Here is a 15,174-nt window from a genome sequence, read left to right as displayed (position 1 = left end):
GCTAATCGCTCAACCCTTCACCGCCTCCGCCAGCGCCGCTACATCATAGGGTTTGATGAGCGTGACTGCACCCGGCAGGCTGATTTGCTGGTGGCGTCCTGATGCAAACACGACATGCAATGCGGGCAGGATGCGGCGGGCCTGGGTGGCGAGGGTTTCGCCGGACATGCCGGGGAGTTCTATATCGGTCATGAGGACATCGAATGGCGATGATGACAGCAAGCGCAAGGCCTGTTCGGCGTTACTGGCTTCAAGGACGGTATGACCCAGCAAGGATAGTAACTCTGTCGTATTGGCAAGGATGACCTCATCGTCTTCCACCAGCAGGATGCGCTTGCCACGCAGAGGAGTGGATAGCACAGTGGGTGTAGTGGTTGTAGTAGCACTCGCAGGCGTGGGCGCAGCAGCTTGCTTGCGCTGTTTCTGGTTAGCCAGCACATGGCGGATTTTTTGCGCCAGGGCAGCGCGGGTATATGGTTTGCCCAGCAGTTCTACGCCAGCATCAAGGCGACCGCCGTGGACGATGGCGTTTTCGGTATAACCAGAGGTGAACAGCACGGCCAGGTTGGGCAGGCAGCCGCGTGCTTCGCGCGCCAGGTCGGGGCTGCGCAACGGGCCGGGCATGACCACGTCAGTGAATAGCAAGTCGATGGCGAGGCCGCTTTGCACGATGGCGAGTGCGCCTTCAGCTTCGCCTGCCTGCAAGACGCGGTAACCCAGGCCTCCCAGCATTTCAACAACGGTCTTGCGCACACCAGTATCATCTTCCACCACCAATATGGTTTCTTCACCACCGACGATTTCGCGGCTGTCGATAATAGTGGGCATTTCTTCTGCCGCCATTGAGCGGGGCAGATACAGTTTGACGGTAGTACCGTCACCGACTTCACTGTAAATCTTGACGTGACCACCAGACTGTTTGACGAAACCATACACCATGGACAAGCCCAGCCCCGTACCCTTGCCTTCTGGCTTGGTCGAGAAGAAGGGCTCGAAAGCTTGCGCCATGACTTCAGGCGTCATGCCGCTGCCGGTATCGCTGACCGCGATCATGATGTACTGGCCGCGCTCTACTTCGAGATGGCTGGCGGCATAGTCGTCGTCAAGGGCAACGTTGCCCATTTCTATGGTGAGTTTGCCGTTGGATTCCATCGCATCGCGGGCATTGATGCACAGGTTGAGGATAGCGTTTTCCAGTTGCGGTACATCGACCAGGCAATTCCACAGGCCGCCAGAGGCGATCATTTCTATGTCAATGGCTTCACCGAGACTGCGGCGGAGCATGTCTTCCATCGCACCTACATAGCGGCTGACCTTGACAACTTTTGGTTCCAGCGCCTGGCGACGGCCAAATGCCAGCAGGTAGCTGGCCAGCTTGGCACCGCGTGATACGCCATCGAGCGCATTGTCTATCTTGCGTTGCGCACGCGGATTGTCTTTGACTTCAGCGGCCAGCAATTGCAGGTTGCCAGAGATGACTTGCAGCAGGTTGTTAAAGTCATGGGCCACGCCACCGGTCAGCTTGCCTATGGTATCCATTTTTTGTGATTGTATGAGCGCCTGTTCAGTACGCTTCATGGCGGCGGCAGCTGCACGCTCGGCGGTGACATCACGGCCTACGGCGTGGAACAGACCGGCGTCACGCGAGCCTGTCCAAGAGATCAGGTTGTAGGTACCATCAGCACGGCGTACGTGTTTTTCAAACTTGAAGGTATTGTTACCATCAGAAGATGCAAATAATTTGCCGCCTGCGCGTTGCTGTTCGTCAGGATGTATCAGGCTGATAAAGGGCATGCCCGCGACATCGGCTTCTGCCCAGCCTAGGAGCGCAGTAAAGGCTGGGTTGACCGAGGTGATATTGCCATCCACATCAGCCACCAGCATCAGGTCTGTTGCCAGCCGCCACATGCGGTCACGCTCTTCTGTGCGCTTGCCTATTTGCTGAGTCAGGTTAAAGTTTTCATACGTCAGCACTTGTGAAGCGCTCTTCTGGTCGTGGATATCGGTGTTGGTGCCTATCCAGCGCAAGATTTCGCCCTGTTCATCACGGATGGGCAACGCCCTCACCAGATGCCAGTGATAATTCCCATCATGCTGGCGGATGCGGAATTCTGTCTGATAGACTTCACCAGAAGTGATGGCGGCTATCCAGGTCGCGGCCACCTCTGCCACTTCATCAGGGTGAAGGATACTCGCCCATTTGTCGCCATCAAGCTCACCTGGTTTTGCACCACTATAGCTATACACCCGGTCGTTGAACCAGTACAGCAAACCGTCTGGCGATGCAGCCCACACCTGGTTGGGCACGGCCTGCGCCAGTGTGCGGAAAAGCGCTTCGCTTTCCAGCCGTGCTTTTTCTGCCAGCACGCGGTCGGTCACATCAAAGCCTTGTACGAAGATGCCAAATATCTCGCCTGCATCATTCTTCAGTGGCTGATACACAAAATCGAGAAAACGCTCTTTGGTGCCGCTGTTCATATCATCAGCCAGAGAAAACGGTATCGCATGGCCTTCAAATATTTCACCGCTCACATACAGCTTGTCGAGCAAATCAACAAAGCCCTGCTCTGCAGCCTCTGGCAAAGCTTGCGCCACGCTTTTACCCAATACCTGGCGATTGTTCACCAGCGATGAATAGGCGCGGTTGGTCAGTGTAAAAATATGCTGTGGCCCGGTCAGCATGGCGGTAAAGCCAGGCGTCTGTTCAAACATGGCTTGCAGGCGCTGATGCTCACCCTTGATCCAGCGGTCTGCCCTTACTTTATCTGTCGTCTCCACTACGGTTGCCAGCACTGCTACAGTGACGCCATTCTCATCAGAGACGGCAGAGTAATCAAGATTGAGGAACACCTGTTCCAGCGTGCCCTTTCTGTTGAGCGCAAACTCCTGGTCGGTGTAGCTGATTCTTTCACCGGCAAACACGCGGCTGATAATCATGGCATTGAATTCTGCCACTTCTGGCCAGCCTTCTTTGGCCGTCATCCCCAGCAAGTATGGGTGACGCGGGCTAGCGAATTTTGCATAACCCTCGTTATAGATCATGACACCTTCCACCCCCATCAACATCACCATGGACATGGGCGAACGCAACATCATTGCCACCACGGCCTTGACACCGGCAGACCAGGTATCGATATCACCTAAAGCAGTACCTGCCCAGTCAAATTGACTGACCAGCTCACCAATGTCGCCGGTATCGTTCAAAAAGGGCTGATGTGCGCGTTCGTTAGGGATGGAATTGATCATTGGCTTAGTAAATGGTAACTGGGTACCCACCGCCAAGTCCATCAAAGGGCAATGACGCGGGGTTCATGCGAGCCTGCCATTATAAAACACAATATCAAACGGAATAGCGCATTTTATAATCACGCCTTTCGAGAAAAGTCTTTTTAAAACAAAGACTTAAAATTACAAGATGTGGGTATAAAGCGACACCTGTGCTGTCATGAGCAGGCTTGCATACGCCAGCTTATCGCCGCATTGTCGCCTGATCACTGCCCAATCATTATCAAATCAGTCTGCCATCAGCTTGCTATCGACACGTCCCTGACGACTAACAAGCCCGCCAATGCCACACCCGGATACGCCGGGTTTGCCTGGTCGTCGCGCTTGCAAAAATGCAGGGTAAGGCCCGCGGCAACATGGGCCAGCAAATGAAGACATAGTCAAGCCGGATAAGACGGTGGTAGTAAGCAAACCCGCAGCTTACCAGGGCATGTGAGACCAATATGTGTTGGATGTGAAGTGAATTTTGGACATGAATTTCAACCATGATTTCCAGCTGCGCATTTCAGCCCTTATGTCGATTTTTTGCTAAATTTTGGCAAAAGTAAGACTAAAACATACGCTTCCTGCAAAATCCTACGCAAGCTGGTTCTGTCTTCCTACATCCATTTTGACTTGGAAAATTCATCATACGCCTCATGGACAGATAATTTCACTTCCTTATAACAATATCCCCGGGGGAAAAAATGAACTCATATACAGGCAACAATGCAGGCAACAATGCAGGCAACAATGCAGGCAACAATGCCGGCAACAAAAAAATAAACAGGCGCAGGCCTAAAAAACTTTCTCCTCCGAGTATAGGCCTGGCTTTGCTCATGCTGGCATCAACGGTACATGCATTGATCAAGCTTGCATGAATTGTGGACGCTGCTAATCCGCATCACGCGGCCCCGGCATATTGCGGCCATTCTGGTGCAAAACCAGGCCACTGATTTTGCCATCTGCCTGACGCTGGAAACTCAGTTGCGCATCGACGACTTTCAAAAAGAATTTGTCCTTTGTCTCGGCAAAGATAGCATTGCTGCCCTGGCCGGTAGCCTGGGCATACAGTTGCCCCGCTTGCTCACTAATGACGAGCTTGAAACCGTGTGCGAGGGTATAGCTGCCGGTATATTGTTTGAGCTGTTCAGCCGGGATTTGTATTTCCGTTCGTTTGGCGGCTTCTGGTGCAGCATCGCCTATGCGCGGTGCGGGTGATGCATGGCCGTTCTGATGCAAGGTCAGTGACTGTATCTTGCCAGTGGCATCACGTTCAAATTGCAGGCTGGCTTCAACCACCCTATAAAAAAATTCATCTTTCTTGCGCGGGAACACCGGTGCTTGTGGCTGCCCTGTCATTTGCGCCAGCAAGCCATCTGGCCCTGCGCTAATGTTGAGAATGGCACCGGGTGCAAGCTGATAGCGGCCTGAGTATTCTGCCAGTTGTGTTGCGCTGAGCTTCTCAGTTGTGGGAGTGCTGGCTGAATTGCTGGCTTCGGCAGCAGGAGCAGCAGGAGCAGCAGGCAACAAGGCTGCCATGCCTATGTCATCGACATTGACGCTGGCATTGGCCAGCACCACGACGCCGCGCTGCCCATCTGCCGTAAAACCGATGAAGGATGCATAACCACCCGTCATGCCGTTATGCCAGACCACAGTCTGACCGCGCGCACTTTGCACATGCCAGGCCAAAGCGATCTGCAAACCCGGCATACCGGTAGCACGTTGTGGCTGTTGCACCAGTTGCAAACCTGCAGGTACTTTAACATTGGCACCATGCATGTGTGCCTGCAGATAACGCAGCATGTCTTGCGCGCTGGAGCGCAAGGCGCCTGCACCTGCGAGTGTAGGCATGTCCCAGTTGGCGACAATCTTGCCTTGTGCATCATGGCCTGTCGCCAGATTTTTTTGCATGGTGGCAGTCAGGGCGATACCTGTATCTGCCATGCCCAGTGGCCTGGTAATACGCTCTTGCACAAGTTCTGCATAAGACTTGCCTGCTCGGGCAGACAAGGCTTGGCCTAGCAAGCCAAAGCCAAGGTTGGAATATTCATACTTTGCGCCTGGCGCGCGCGTCAGTTGATAGCTGCGCAAGAAGTCACGCAGATTATTCTCTGCGTAATCTGCATAGGGGTTATCCGCTTGTTTGGGCATGAGATTGGCAGGCAGCCGTGGCAGGGCCGAAGTCTGGGTAGCCAGATCCAGCAGGGTGATGGCACGGCCCTGATATTGCGGTATGGTGTAAGAAGGCAGCAACGCTGCTACAGCATCATCAAGCTTGAGCTGGCCACGCACCTGCATATCTGCCAGCAATAAGGCAGTAAAGGTTTTGCTGACGGAGCCGATTTCAAAAACGGTATTGGCATCTGGCAGGTGAGGCAGGGACTGTGGCTGGTTTTTGCCGTCTGTACTTTTTGTGACAAGACCAAAGCCCTGTATCTTTTGCTCCTGGCCATTCACGGTGACGACCACCAGACCAGGAATGGCGGCATTGCTGACGCGGGCGCTGGCAATTTTTTGCACGGCTGCGGCGAAGTCTTCTGCTGCAGCCACAGGCCCCAGAATGATGAGACCACCTACTGCAAGCAGGGCTGAAGATAACTTCATGAACATTCCTATACAGGTTTAAGCACTACAAAGAAATATGGTATCTGCTCTGCACATCGCTTGTGAAACCAGGCAGCATGATGATTTTTTAAAAGATGATCATAGTACAACAATAAGATCAGAAAACAAGCACCTTCTGATCTTGCAGTTGACTAGCGCCCAGGAAGATTTTGTGTAGAACCTTGGCAATTACCAGGCCTGCCAATGCAGCAGACAGCAGCACCTGCAGTTGTTGGCGTGCCTGAGCGGCAGGCCATTGATGGTGTGGCTGTCATGATTGGTAGCCGTTACAGTCCATCCACCAGCCATGCCCACTTCATCAAATGCCAGGCGCTGCATGACATCTGCCGAGGTACACGGCACCATTTTGCACGGTGGCACCAGTCACCAGGCATTTGTCACCACCCGACCTACCGGGTGAAGTTGCCAGGTTGATTGAGGGCCTGGTTAGCGCGGTTCCGGCTGTCGTGACAGGAGCCAAGTGTTCCTGCATAAGACATTCCCTGTCACATATAAATCGCCTGCCAGCCAGTTGCCGGCATGATAAGGTTGCCTTTTTCTTTGGCGACATCCTTGGCTGCAAAGCGGGCGCAATGGACCTTGTTTTTGAGAGGGTCGGTTGCATCACTGTTGGCGGGCAATTGCTGTTCTTCATTGCCCTTGACCAGCACGGTCTGGTTTTGTCCCGCATAGCAAATACCTATGCTATTGACCGCAGGCATGAACACGCGAAAATACCAGGGTACCAGTTCCTTGATGGCCATTTGGGCGGCTTCTATGCTTTCGCTGATGTCGGCATATTTGAAGACATCTTGCGGTAGCTTAGGCAGTAACAGGATATTGACTTCCATCGAGCCTTTTTTCTGGTTGGTGACAAACTCTGCTCCATCGGCATAGGCGGCCTGATCGAGCGGCACGTTGACGAAACCGGTTGCTGAAATTTCCAGTTGCTGGCGGGTGTTCTTGCCTTCAAGGTAGATGCTGAGGTTGGGTACGGGGGCGTGAGTTTTTGCGGAGGTGATGCGTATCTGTATCTGTACTTTGTCTTTGCTTGCTGCGCGCACTTTGGACATCAGTTCATAGGCCACCTTATACGGCATGATGGCCGGATCTCTGACAGCTTTTACTTCGACACTTTGTAATTCTTCTGTTGCAGTTTCAGCCGCGCTTGCTGGCGTACTGGCAGGTGCGCTGGCCTGCGCTTGCGCCTGACCAATATGTGCGGACATCATGGCCAGCATGAGTGCCAGCGTGGCGACATACTTCGAAGCAGTAAAAACAAAAACTGAGGGCATGGAACATTTCCTTGAATGATTATTCTGCAGGGACGGGGTAATACATACCCACGCAGCAGCCTGTGCCTGCATCCCATGCAAGCAAGGATATGGGAGAAACAGGTACAACAATTTCCAAAGTGTCCTCACTTTTGATGCGTGGTGCTATATTTTTGGACAAAGTACTGCATTTTCATCCTCACGGAACTATCTGACAGAACTAATTTACGAATTTATGACTCATTATCAATTTATCGTCAACTCACTTAAGCTCACCAAGCTCACTTAACCTCAATCGCCTCTACCCTGATCAACTCGCAAGCACCTGCACCGGTATCATCGCGGGTCAGAGATGAACGCCAGTGCCAGCCATCAGCAGCTTTGGCTTCAACCAGTTGGCCGCGTATCTTGACGACCTGGCCAACACGTACGTCTTTCATGATTTTTTCCAGCGCGGGCGTAGTGGGTATCAAATGCATGTTCGCGCTATGGGTGGCGATTTCTGCCGGTGGCCTTGGCGGCTGTTTTTCCCAGCGATAGAAATAAAAACGGTTGCTCTGCCCTATCGACAGCTGATCAAGCACCGCCGTATCTGACATGGAACCCCAGCCCAGCGCCAGATCTACGGGGGCGAGCTCGGCTTCGCGGTCAGATGAATAAGTTTGTTTGGACAAGACGCGCGCCTCTACCGTAAAGTCTGCCAGCGCCGTCAGCTTGTAATTATTTTGATCGTAAGTCTTGCCAGAACCTGAGGTCTGCACAGGGTCATTGGGCGCGATGCTGCCTGGTGGCACCGGTAAAGGGCGGTTGCGCCAGTGTTGTACGGCAAAGAACAGGATGACTGCGGCGAATAGCCATTTCCATGGTGACATTTTGATTTATCCAAACACTTATGTGGAATTTGACAATATATTTATTATATTTATAGCCTGCATCTTATTTGAATTTGTTTCTCAGGTATATTCCTTGCATCTGAACTCTTGCGGCGCTTGTCTTGTGTATTTCATGCGCCACTATTTTAAATGCACTTTTATGCGAGCTATTTATTTTTGCGGTGACACCCATGGCAATTTCCAGCATGTGATTGATGCAGTGCTGGAGAAGCGCCCCGCCGCCATCGTTTTTCTGGGTGATTTGCAAGCACGCATGCCGCTGGAAGTGGAGCTGGCTGCCATCGTGGACATCACTGATGTCTGGTATATCCACGGCAACCATGACACTGACACCGATGCTGATTACGACCACCTGTTTGGCTCAGCCCTGGCTGGCCGCAACCTGCATGGGCGTGTGGTTGATGTTGCCGGTTACCGCATCGCCGGTCTGGGCGGCGTGTTTCGTGGTCATATCTGGATGCCGCCGGGGGCAAAAAAATTCCAGACACAAAGAGAATATACGCAGAAGGCTGGCAAAGAAAACCGCTGGCGTGATGGCTTGCCGCGCAAGCATTACAGTTCCATCTTCCCTACTGACTACAACTACCTGGCCAGCCAGCGCGCCGACATCCTGGTCACGCATGAAGCCCCGAGTGCCCACCCGCATGGCTTTGCCACTATCGATGAGCTAGCCCGCAGCATGCGCGTGAGCCGCAGCTTCCATGGTCATCATCACGACCGCATCGATTACAGCGAACACCAGGAGCGCCTGGGTTTCAAAGCCCAAGGTGTGGGCTTATGTGGCGTGACGGATATAGACGGCAATGTGATTGTCGCAGGCAAGCATGATCATGAAGTGCCCTGGGCGACGCTGCACAGGCGTCGATAAGTAGAGATCAACGCTCAGGCGGTGAACTTTACAACGCTGCCAATTTTTGCCTGACGGTATACCACGACCAGTTCAAATTGACACCCAGGCTGGCCAGCACGATCAGCATTAGTCCTGCCATTTGCAGCAGACTGATGCGCTGCCCATAGACCAGATAATCCATACCAACCGCCGTTGCCGGATAGATAAAAGTGAGCACGGCAATTGCAGTCGTTGGCATTTTAGGCAATGCGCCATAGATCAATACATAGGCCAGCGCGGTAGGCATCAGACCAAGTCCAGCCAGCCATGCCCATTGCTGCATCCTGATACCCTCCACCGGCATGGTGACCAGACTTGCCAGCAAGACCAGGCCAACCAGGCAATGGATCAGTGCAATCAAATGTGCTGGCATATTGCGCATGGCGCGTGTGGTCAGTGTCACACCTGCATAGGAACATGCACCTGTCAGTGTCAGTAGCAAACCGGTCAGGTATTGCGCTCTCATTTGCAGGCCATCTAGTTGCATGCCGCAGGCCAGCACCAGACCGGCAAAACCCAGACATATCCAGGCCAGTTTATTAGCCGCGATTTTCTCGCGGAACAGCACTGCCCCCAGCAACAAGACGATAAACGGCTGCACATGAAAGACGATGGTGGTGACAGAGATGCCTATGCGTTGTATCGCTGCAAAAAAAGTCACCCAGTTCACCACCATGAGGACACCGCCACATACCGCCAGCAGAATATTTTTACGCGAGAAATTGGCAGCAACAAACATGTCTTTATATACGCAATACAGCGTCAGTGCGATGGCGGCAAAAAGACAACGAAAGAATACCGTCGTCACCGCATCCAGACCAGCTTCATGAATAAAGATCCCCAGCGTCGCCAGCATCAGCATAGCGGCGATGTAAGCCATCGTGGCTTTGCGGTTGTAAGGGATAAGGGCTGATGACGCAGACATGTTTTGCTCTCTGGTTGACTATTGCGCTATCATGGATTTTGTCTACACATCAGGCAAGCTGATTAAATTGAAGTCATACTTTCGAAAAACTGAATCATGGATTTCCCCGAATTAAACCTCAGCCAGTTGCGCACCTTTGTGCTGGCCGCCGAACGCCTGAGCTTTGTCAGCGCAGCTGAAGCTGTGCATAGATCACAAGCCGCAGTCAGCATGCAGATCAGCAAACTGGAGGCCAGCCTGGGACAACCCCTGTTTGAACGGCATACCCGGCGCATCGCCCTGACGCTGGCTGGTGAAACTTTATTGCCCTATGCCCGCCAGTTATTGCAGACAGAACAGGCAGCACTCAGCGCCTTGCGTACGCAACAAGTGGTTGGAAAAGTGGTACTGGGCTCGCCCGATGACTATGTATCTTCGTTACTGCCCGCCGTGCTGGAGAGGTTTTCAAAAAGATTTACTGGCGTTGAAATAGAGCTGGTGTGCCTGCAAAGTGTCTTGCTCAAGCCTTTGCTTAAAAAAGGGGTAATCGACCTGGCATTTGTGACGCGTGATGAAGGCCTGGATGGTGCTTTTATACGCCGCGAACCCATGGTTTGGGTAGGCGCAGAAAAACACGCGGTCTGGAAAAGAAGCCCGCTGCCAGTCGCCCTGTATGACAAGGGCTGCGTTGCCCGCGCACAAACCCTGGCCGCACTGGAAAAAAGTGGGCTGCCTTATTACTCCACCTACAGCAGTCCCAGCCTGCTGGGTATCTTGGCGATGGTAGAAGCAGGCCTGGCGATTGCGGCGCTGGCAGAATGCAGCGCCCCTGCGCATCTCGTGCGACTGGGCAAGGCAGAGGGGCTGAAACCGATAGCGCCGCTGGATATCGTGCTCATCAAAGGGAGGAAGAATAATTCGCCTGCGGCAGAGTGCCTGGCGAATGAGATCATGCAGGCGCTGAGTGAACGGCGTGGGGCGTAGGTCACTGCAATGGCACAGTGTTTACCCCGATTCATATTGCGTACCAATTTGTGGACTACGAACGCCGCTGGGCTCCAGCCTGCGCAGGCAGGAACCCAGTGGCGTTGGTTATTCACTTCAAATGCTCGCAAAACTACCAACATCAAACACTAAATACAAATTTGCTCGTTCAAGAAGAACAAACCAAACTCACCACTTCATCTCGCCCTTATTCACCTTCGCACCAATATCCAGAGACAAACTTGGTGGCGCGTCAGGGTAAGCTTTTTTCATCGCCTCAATCAGTTCTGCACCGGTCTTGGTCGCCGCGGCATTTTTTTCAAACGACAGCAAATAGCCCTTGGTAAAAGTAATGGCGCTGATGTCGATGGCGGTGCCTGGTTTCATGTGACCGGGGACGACGATCTTGGGTTGCAATGCGGCCATTTCATCTAACTGTGCTACCCAGGCACTACGTTCTGCCACGGTTTGGGTATCTGCTGTCCAGACGTGGTAATTGCCAAACACGCCGATGTCACCAACGATGGCCTTGATGGAGGGTATCCAAAAATAAGGGCGATGTGCCAGCAAGCCTGTATTGCCGCGCAGCTCTACTACTTCACCATCGATAGTCAGGCTATTGCCTTTGAATGCCTTGGGCAGCACGGGCGTACGTGGTGCATTGACACCGAGTTTTGGCCCCCAGAAAGCGACTTTGGCTGAGACTTTGGCAGACAGTTTTTCCAGTACTTCTGGCGTGGCGACGACTTCTGCCTGCGGGAAAATTTCTTTGAGCGTTTCGACACCAAAGTAAAAATCGGGATCAGCCTGGCTGACCAGGATGGTTTTGAGTTGCTTGCCGCTGTCGAGTACATTGGCTGCGATGCGCAAAGCGTCTGCACGGGTGAAGCCGGCATCGATGACCATGGCTTCTTTTTCACCATAGACCAGGGTGGAATTCACATTGAAGCTATTGTCATTGGCGGTATAGACCTTGACCTGCAATGGCGTGGCGGCCACAGCAGAGCCAAAAGTAAGGGCAAGAGCAGCGGCTAAAACAGTATTACGTAACATGGCGGTTTCCAGTTTTATGTAGGATGTTGAATCGGTATTGACTCAGTGCCTGCATTGTAATTTCAATTTTCAGCCAAATAAATCGACTAAAATGCACATTACTGTTTCAAATATCGATCAAATATCGATCAAATGCATATTACATAGTCACCAAATTACAGGACTACCATGGACAGGCTGACAGCAATGCGGGTGTTTTGCGAGGTGGCCACCAGTGGCAGCTTTAGTGCAACGGCTGACAAGCTGGATATGTCGCGTGCCATGGTGACACGCTATGTGAGTGAACTGGAAAGCTGGCTCAACGCCCGCCTGCTACAAAGAACCACGCGCAGTGTGACGCTGACGGATGCGGGCGAGCAATGCCTGCGCCGCAGCCAGCAAATGCTGGCACTGATGGAGAATATAGAAGAAGAAACCCGGAGCGATGATGCAGAATTGCGCGGGCAATTGCGCCTGACTTGTAGTGCCTCATTTGCATTTGCACATCTGGCGCGCGCGGTCTGCAAATTTCTGTCATTGCATCCCTTGCTGAAGATAGACTTACATGCGGGCGACAGCGCCATCAACCTGGTAGAGGCGCGCATTGATCTGGCCATACGCATCAGCAATGACCCTGATCCGCTATTGATCGCACGGCCACTGGCGGTGTGTGATTCAGTGCTGGTGGCATCGCCCGCCTATCTGCGCCAGGCGGGCTTGCCTGTACAGCCGCAAGACTTGTCAACACATCGCTGCCTGACCCATATCAATTATGGCCGCAACACCTGGCATTTCCAGCGCGGGGATGAAGCCGTGCAAGTCAATATCGCCAGCCATTTCAATGCCAATGACGCGACCGTTTTGTTGCAGGCTGCCCTGACGGGCGCGGGCATTAGTGTATTGCCGACCTATCTGATGGGCGACCATGTACGCAAAGGTGACTTGCACGCCCTCCTGCCAGAATGGAAAGCACCGGACAGGACCATTTATGCGCTCTTTCCATCCCGTCGCCACTTGTCGCCGGCTGTGCGTGCCTTGCTGGATTTTTTGGTGGAGGAATTTGCCAGCCAGCCATGGTGAGTCGATTATTGCGCCCGCAGTAGCGGCCTCAGCCGCTACTGCGGGTTGATCTACAGTGTGCTTTCGAGCCCCGGCCCTGGTTTACTTTCGCTTCATCCCCATCTTCTCCAGCGTCAAGGTCTCGTCCGCCCTGCCCCAGCCACCATCGGCCACCTCCTCCACCAGCACCATGGTATAAGGCCGCACGCCTTCGCCAAAATAGTCGACAAACATGGCGGTGGTACGGTGGATGATTTCTTCTTTGCGGCTGGCATCGATGATGCCCTCAGGGAATTTGAAATTGGCAAATGGCATGATTATTTCCTTTAAAATTAAATTAGGCGAAACCGCCGTTGACACGTAACACTTGTGAATTGACCCACACACCATCAGGGCCAGCCAAAAAGGCAACTGCAGAGGCGATCTCGGCTGGCGTGCCTATACGTTCCATCGGATTCATTTTGGCGATGTTGCTGATCTGTTCTTCCGTTTTACCGTTAAAAAACAACTCAGTCCCTACCGGGCCAGGGGCGACGGCATTGACCGTGATATCGCGCCCGCGCAATTCATTGGCCAGCACATGCACCAGGCCTTCTACCCCTGCCTTGCTGGCGATATAGGGGCCATAGCCAGGGAAGGATTTGGCAATCACACTGGTCGATAAAGCGATGATGCGCCCGCCTTTTTCTACATGTTGCGCTGCCTGCGCCAGTACCAGGAAAGCGCCGCGCAAATTGGTCGCGATGACTTTGTCAAAGGCATCAAGATTGCTGCCATTGATTGTTGCCATCGCCATGCTGCCTGCGCTGTTAACAACTACGTCTATGCGTCCAAATACTTCTTTGGCTGTCGTAAACAATTGCGTTACGTCCTCAGGCTTGCTGATATCGCCCTGCACCGCAATCGCCTTGCCCCCGCTGGCCTGTATGGCACTGACGGTTTCTTGCGCCTTGGCGACATTGCCAGCGTAATTGACGACCACGGCAAAGCCGTCAGCCGCCAGACGCAGGGATATGGCCTGGCCTATGCCACGCGAGCCACCGGTGACGATGGCTGTTTTAGTTGTTTCTTTGCTTATTTCTTTGCTCATGGTGTTCTCCTTGATCCAGATACTCAGGCCACGCTGCCTGCATGGATCACACTTTAACCATTCAACCCAACAAGATAAATACTGATAAACTCAGAACATAATTCAAACCAGCTCAACAATCATGGATAAACTGGACACCCTGCAACTCTTTACCCGCATAGTCGAAACCGGCAGTTTCAGCCGGGCAGCGGATATGCTGGATGTGCCTCGCGCCAGCGCCACCCATGCCATCAAGCAACTGGAAACACGCCTGGGCACGCGCTTGCTGGAACGCACCACGCGCCAGGTGCGCACCACTCTTGACGGTCAGGCTTTCTATGAGCGCTGTGTGCATATACTCAGTGAACTCGATGATGCTGAGGCATCAATGCGGCATGTGGCTGCCAATCCGCGTGGGGTCTTGCGGGTTGATATGCACGGCACCCATGCGACACAGGTGGTGCTGCCGCGCATACAAGAGTTTCGTGACCGCTATCCTGGTATAGACCTGGTGGTCAGCAGTGGCGACCGTCTGGTCGATCTGGTGCGTGAAGGTGTCGACTGCGTTGTGCGCGGCGGCAACCCGCGAGATTCCACTTTGGTAGCGCGCCGCCTGGCGCTGATGCCACAAGTGCTGTGCGCCAGCCCTGCATATCTGGCTAAATTTGGCACACCACACCACCCCGATGATTTAATGCTCCACCAGGCCGTCAGGTTTTTTTCCAGCACGACTGCGATAGACTACCCTATCGTGCTGAATATCGACGGTCAGGTGAAGGAATTTGATGTCGGCGGCTGGATGACAGTCAATGATGCCGAGAACTATGTCGCCTGTGCCTTGTCCGGCTGTGGCCTGATACAACTGCCGCGCTTCCATATCGCCGATGCCCTGCGCGATGGCCGCCTGCTAGAAGTGCTGGCTGGGTGGCAAAGCCCGCCCTTGCCGGTCACTGCACTCTACCCCTATCGACGCCAGCTTTCACCGCGTGTGCGGGTGTTTGTGGATTGGCTGGTGGGTTTATATGAGCAGAGATTTGGCGTTTTGCCTGTGGCAGTCAAAGAGAAATAAGTTAATAAAAATTCGTTTACCAGTTCTATGGGGCAGGCCTGCGGAAGTTGATTGCGGCGTAAAGCAATTTGCGCTGTCAGAAATCCAGGCCCGGCCCAACCTACGAAGCGCGGCCCGAGTTACGTAC

Annotated in this window: 14 protein-coding genes; 6 read left to right on the top strand and 8 right to left on the bottom strand. The window is 53.3% G+C overall.

Annotated elements, in window-relative coordinates:
• Positions 1-9: 9 nt before the first annotated feature.
• Positions 10-3,246, bottom strand: coding sequence for a PAS domain S-box protein (locus ACO0LG_RS23935; protein WP_423030154.1), 3,237 nt, complete (start codon positions 3,244-3,246; stop codon positions 10-12).
• Between the two features lie 725 nt (positions 3,247-3,971).
• Between ACO0LG_RS23935 and ACO0LG_RS23930 the strand changes: the two genes are divergently transcribed.
• Positions 3,972-4,145 carry a hypothetical protein gene (locus ACO0LG_RS23930; protein ID WP_423030152.1) on the top strand — a complete coding sequence of 58 codons (174 nt, stop codon included), beginning with the start codon at positions 3,972-3,974 and terminating at the stop codon, positions 4,143-4,145.
• A 13-nt stretch (positions 4,146-4,158) separates the two neighbouring features.
• Here the strand turns inward: ACO0LG_RS23930 and ACO0LG_RS23925 are convergent, their stop codons facing one another.
• Positions 4,159-5,874: a serine hydrolase gene (locus tag ACO0LG_RS23925; RefSeq protein ID WP_423030150.1), complete on the bottom strand. Its 1,716-nt coding sequence runs from the start codon at positions 5,872-5,874 to the stop codon at positions 4,159-4,161.
• 204 nt (positions 5,875-6,078) lie between these two features.
• Between ACO0LG_RS23925 and ACO0LG_RS23920 the strand changes: the two genes are divergently transcribed.
• On the top strand, positions 6,079-6,309 hold the full coding sequence (locus ACO0LG_RS23920) for a hypothetical protein (RefSeq protein ID WP_423030148.1): 231 nt from the start codon (positions 6,079-6,081) through the stop codon (positions 6,307-6,309).
• Positions 6,310-6,380: 71 nt separating this feature from the next.
• On the opposite strand, the gene ACO0LG_RS23915 is transcribed toward ACO0LG_RS23920, so the two are convergent.
• Positions 6,381-7,169 (bottom strand): hypothetical protein, encoded by a 789-nt coding sequence (locus ACO0LG_RS23915; RefSeq protein ID WP_423030146.1) that lies wholly within the window; start codon positions 7,167-7,169, stop codon positions 6,381-6,383.
• Positions 7,170-7,429: 260 nt separating this feature from the next.
• Positions 7,430-8,020, bottom strand: a complete 591-nt coding sequence (locus ACO0LG_RS23910; protein ID WP_423030144.1) for a hypothetical protein — start codon at positions 8,018-8,020, stop codon at positions 7,430-7,432.
• 160 nt (positions 8,021-8,180) lie between these two features.
• Here ACO0LG_RS23910 and ACO0LG_RS23905 point away from each other — a divergent pair, with 160 nt between their 5' ends.
• A complete protein-coding gene (locus ACO0LG_RS23905) occupies positions 8,181-8,909 on the top strand; it encodes a metallophosphoesterase family protein (RefSeq protein ID WP_423030142.1) in 729 nt (242 codons plus the stop codon).
• 28 nt (positions 8,910-8,937) lie between these two features.
• Here the strand turns inward: ACO0LG_RS23905 and ACO0LG_RS23900 are convergent, their stop codons facing one another.
• Positions 8,938-9,855 carry a DMT family transporter gene (locus tag ACO0LG_RS23900; protein WP_423030140.1) on the bottom strand — a complete coding sequence of 306 codons (918 nt, stop codon included), beginning with the start codon at positions 9,853-9,855 and terminating at the stop codon, positions 8,938-8,940.
• A 96-nt stretch (positions 9,856-9,951) separates the two neighbouring features.
• Here ACO0LG_RS23900 and ACO0LG_RS23895 point away from each other — a divergent pair, with 96 nt between their 5' ends.
• Positions 9,952-10,818 (top strand): LysR family transcriptional regulator, encoded by an 867-nt coding sequence (locus tag ACO0LG_RS23895; protein WP_423030138.1) that lies wholly within the window; start codon positions 9,952-9,954, stop codon positions 10,816-10,818.
• A gap of 189 nt (positions 10,819-11,007) precedes the next feature.
• On the opposite strand, the gene ACO0LG_RS23890 is transcribed toward ACO0LG_RS23895, so the two are convergent.
• Entirely contained in the window at positions 11,008-11,871 is an 864-nt protein-coding gene (locus tag ACO0LG_RS23890) for an MBL fold metallo-hydrolase (RefSeq protein ID WP_423030136.1), read from the bottom strand.
• 168 nt (positions 11,872-12,039) lie between these two features.
• Here ACO0LG_RS23890 and ACO0LG_RS23885 point away from each other — a divergent pair, with 168 nt between their 5' ends.
• Entirely contained in the window at positions 12,040-12,930 is an 891-nt protein-coding gene (locus ACO0LG_RS23885; RefSeq protein WP_423030134.1) for a LysR family transcriptional regulator, read from the top strand.
• Between the two features lie 81 nt (positions 12,931-13,011).
• Here ACO0LG_RS23885 and ACO0LG_RS23880 read toward each other — a convergent pair whose 3' ends face one another.
• Both ACO0LG_RS23880 and ACO0LG_RS23875 read right to left on the bottom strand, forming a co-directional pair.
• Positions 13,012-13,224 carry a tautomerase family protein gene (locus tag ACO0LG_RS23880; RefSeq protein ID WP_423030132.1) on the bottom strand — a complete coding sequence of 71 codons (213 nt, stop codon included), beginning with the start codon at positions 13,222-13,224 and terminating at the stop codon, positions 13,012-13,014.
• Between the two features lie 22 nt (positions 13,225-13,246).
• Positions 13,247-13,999 (bottom strand): SDR family oxidoreductase, encoded by a 753-nt coding sequence (locus tag ACO0LG_RS23875; protein WP_423030130.1) that lies wholly within the window; start codon positions 13,997-13,999, stop codon positions 13,247-13,249.
• Positions 14,000-14,120: 121 nt separating this feature from the next.
• Here ACO0LG_RS23875 and ACO0LG_RS23870 point away from each other — a divergent pair, with 121 nt between their 5' ends.
• Positions 14,121-15,047: a LysR family transcriptional regulator gene (locus ACO0LG_RS23870; protein ID WP_423030128.1), complete on the top strand. Its 927-nt coding sequence runs from the start codon at positions 14,121-14,123 to the stop codon at positions 15,045-15,047.
• Positions 15,048-15,174: the final 127 nt, after the last annotated feature.

Origin of the sequence: Undibacterium sp. Ji42W, from assembly GCF_049340405.1 — a bacterium.
Lineage (GTDB): Bacteria > Pseudomonadota > Gammaproteobacteria > Burkholderiales > Burkholderiaceae_D > Undibacterium.
This window is presented reverse-complemented; position numbering and strand designations above follow the sequence as displayed.

Excerpts from the sequence above, each read along its gene's own strand:
- ACO0LG_RS23935 (WP_423030154.1), bottom strand. The coding sequence starts at position 3,246 with ATGATCAATTCCATCCCTAACGAACGCGCACATCAGCCCTTTTTGAAC.
- ACO0LG_RS23930 (WP_423030152.1), top strand. The coding sequence starts at position 3,972 with ATGAACTCATATACAGGCAACAATGCAGGCAACAATGCAGGCAACAAT.
- ACO0LG_RS23925 (WP_423030150.1), bottom strand. The coding sequence starts at position 5,874 with ATGAAGTTATCTTCAGCCCTGCTTGCAGTAGGTGGTCTCATCATTCTG.
- ACO0LG_RS23920 (WP_423030148.1), top strand. The coding sequence starts at position 6,079 with ATGCAGCAGACAGCAGCACCTGCAGTTGTTGGCGTGCCTGAGCGGCAG.
- ACO0LG_RS23915 (WP_423030146.1), bottom strand. The coding sequence starts at position 7,169 with ATGCCCTCAGTTTTTGTTTTTACTGCTTCGAAGTATGTCGCCACGCTG.
- ACO0LG_RS23910 (WP_423030144.1), bottom strand. The coding sequence starts at position 8,020 with ATGTCACCATGGAAATGGCTATTCGCCGCAGTCATCCTGTTCTTTGCC.
- ACO0LG_RS23905 (WP_423030142.1), top strand. The coding sequence starts at position 8,181 with ATGCGAGCTATTTATTTTTGCGGTGACACCCATGGCAATTTCCAGCAT.
- ACO0LG_RS23900 (WP_423030140.1), bottom strand. The coding sequence starts at position 9,855 with ATGTCTGCGTCATCAGCCCTTATCCCTTACAACCGCAAAGCCACGATG.
- ACO0LG_RS23895 (WP_423030138.1), top strand. The coding sequence starts at position 9,952 with ATGGATTTCCCCGAATTAAACCTCAGCCAGTTGCGCACCTTTGTGCTG.
- ACO0LG_RS23890 (WP_423030136.1), bottom strand. The coding sequence starts at position 11,871 with ATGTTACGTAATACTGTTTTAGCCGCTGCTCTTGCCCTTACTTTTGGC.
- ACO0LG_RS23885 (WP_423030134.1), top strand. The coding sequence starts at position 12,040 with ATGGACAGGCTGACAGCAATGCGGGTGTTTTGCGAGGTGGCCACCAGT.
- ACO0LG_RS23880 (WP_423030132.1), bottom strand. The coding sequence starts at position 13,224 with ATGCCATTTGCCAATTTCAAATTCCCTGAGGGCATCATCGATGCCAGC.
- ACO0LG_RS23875 (WP_423030130.1), bottom strand. The coding sequence starts at position 13,999 with ATGAGCAAAGAAATAAGCAAAGAAACAACTAAAACAGCCATCGTCACC.
- ACO0LG_RS23870 (WP_423030128.1), top strand. The coding sequence starts at position 14,121 with ATGGATAAACTGGACACCCTGCAACTCTTTACCCGCATAGTCGAAACC.